2 protein-coding genes are annotated in these 1,422 nt (G+C 37.8%); one reads left to right on the forward strand and one right to left on the reverse strand.

From position 1 onward, the window contains the following. The first annotated feature begins 156 nt into the window (after window positions 1–156). On the forward strand, window positions 157–768 hold the full coding sequence (locus DBR11_RS25935) for a phosphatase PAP2 family protein (protein WP_108555471.1): 612 nt from the start codon (window positions 157–159) through the stop codon (window positions 766–768). 21 nt (window positions 769–789) lie between these two features. Here the strand turns inward: DBR11_RS25935 and DBR11_RS25940 are convergent. After that, window positions 790–1,422, reverse strand: a 633-nt coding sequence (locus DBR11_RS25940; RefSeq protein ID WP_233260917.1) for a hypothetical protein, incomplete at its 5' end; no start/stop codon positions are given.

Consider the following 1,422-nt stretch of genomic DNA (forward strand, 5'->3'; position numbering starts at 1 on the left):
CTTTTACATAGTGTACAAGTTACACTATTAAATTTAACAGAAATTTAACATTTGAATGATATTCTGACCATATTATAAAAACGGTTAACGACTTCTCTTTATTACGTTTTTAATAAAAAACAGTAGCTTTATTCAACACTAATTCCTAAAACAATCATGGCGCGGCTAAAATTAAAGAACAAGTACCTCTCCTTTTGCTTAATCAGCTTAAACCTTATTTCTTTTATTTCTAACGCGCAAATAAAAACGCCACAAATCGATGACCGCATCATGGTCCACCTGGCAGACCACCGCAGCCCAGGAGAAACAGGGACCATGATGTTCCTTTCCAATACTTTCAAATATGGAGAAATTGGAATTCCAGCAGGCCTGTTTATTGGTGGAGTTATAGGAAATAATAAAGAGATGAGACAGAACTCTTTGTATGTTGCCAGCAGCACAGCCATCTCCTATGGACTGACACTACTTATAAAGCAACTGGTTAAAAGACCACGTCCTTTTGTCCAAAATATCAAGATAGTGCCTGTTTCCCGGCCTTCCAGTTCTTCCTTTCCTTCTGGTCACACTTCTACAACTTTTGCTTCAGCCACGGCTTTATCAGTTGCTTACCCTAAGTGGTATGTCATCGCGCCGGCTTTTCTATGGGCTGGATCGGTAGGTTATTCCAGAATGTATCTCGGTGTTCATTATCCCACTGATGTTGCTGCAGGTGCAATTTTAGGCAGTGGCACATCACTCCTTTTAAACAATTTCAGGTCAACCCAATAGGGTGTAAGAATTAGGATGTTGCTATTTACTCTTTTTAGGTTTTGGCGACAAGGCTTCTATTTCCTTCATATACGCAGCATAGGCCTGCTTGTAGGTGAACTCACTCTTCCCTGGTTCAGAAATATAATTTTTAAAATCATCAAGATCACTTTCAGTAAATCCCATCCGAACAAACAATAATTTATCTTCTTCCCAATTTGCAGGGTTTACCTTTTTATCCTGTAGTTTTTTTAATAATTGTACTCCTTCAGTAAACTGCCTGTAAGCTTCTGTCGTCTTAAAATCAGTAATGTATTCAATCAGGGTGCGATAAGTAGCTGCTTTCCCGGCCCTCACCTGTTCAATCATCATATTGGCGAGAACAGGCGCTTTTAAAAGAGAACTATCAACACCATCAAATTTCCCAAAATGTCTCAGTATACATAAATCTCTTAAAAAAAGAGAATCGTTTAAGCGGCCATTATGCAGCGCAAAATAAGGCTCCTCATCCAGAACACTTTCTTTAAAGGTCGATTGGCCAAAAGCATTATAGCCAATAAAAAGGCACACAACTCCTAAAACCATCATTTTTTTCTTCATTTCTAAGGAGTTTATGCCTTTCATATTAAGGCCAAATATATTACTATAATTTTTAATGAGATCCCTGGTAATTAT

The organism is Pedobacter sp. HMWF019 (genome assembly GCF_003061025.1).
GTDB lineage: Bacteria > Bacteroidota > Bacteroidia > Sphingobacteriales > Sphingobacteriaceae > Pedobacter.

Bases quoted from the DNA above. Each gene is read 5' to 3' on its own strand.
- DBR11_RS25935 (WP_108555471.1), top strand. From the start codon at position 157: ATGGCGCGGCTAAAATTAAAGAACAAGTACCTCTCCTTTTGCTTAATC.